Source organism: Streptomyces chumphonensis (assembly GCF_014779715.1).
Taxonomy (GTDB): domain Bacteria; phylum Actinomycetota; class Actinomycetes; order Streptomycetales; family Streptomycetaceae; genus Streptomyces; species Streptomyces chumphonensis.
In genome coordinates this window covers 1-449 of the sequence record NZ_JACXYU010000044.1, presented here as the reverse complement: position 1 = coordinate 449, position 449 = coordinate 1, and the positions used below count along the sequence as shown (strand labels likewise).

1 protein-coding gene is annotated in these 449 nt (G+C 69.5%); it reads right to left on the bottom strand.

Annotated features, from left to right (window positions below; all coding sequences use genetic code 11):
* Positions 1-360, bottom strand: a 360-nt coding sequence (locus tag IF129_RS25970; protein WP_191212286.1) for a DUF742 domain-containing protein, incomplete at its 3' end; no start/stop codon positions are given.
* Positions 361-449 lie beyond the last annotated feature (89 nt).

Here is a 449-nt window from a genome sequence, read left to right as displayed (position 1 = left end):
CGGAGCACCGCCGGGCTCTCCGCCGCCGCCGGGCTGGTGGATGGCCACGAGCCCGGCCTCGGCGAGGTCGGCGACGAGAATGCGGGCCACCCCGAGCGGGATACCGAGCAGCGCCGATATCTCGGCGACCGACTTCACCTCGCGGCACAGGTGGCAGATCCGCTGGTGCTCGGGCAGCAGCCCGTCCATCATTCCCGGGTCCGCCGTGTTGCTCACCAGGGCTTCGATGGCGAGCTGGTAACGCGGCCGGGTGCGGCCACCGGTCATCGCGTACGGGCGGACCAGCGGCTGGTCGCCGTCGTCGTCGTACGACATGTGGTGATCCATACCGTACGGATCGGACGCGGGCGGGGTGGTCATGGCTCCTCCGGGCGAGGCATGAGGTCGTCGAAACGGACTGTGGTGCTCATGTGGGGGGAGCGTGCGTTCAGTTCAGGATGCTGCCTTGT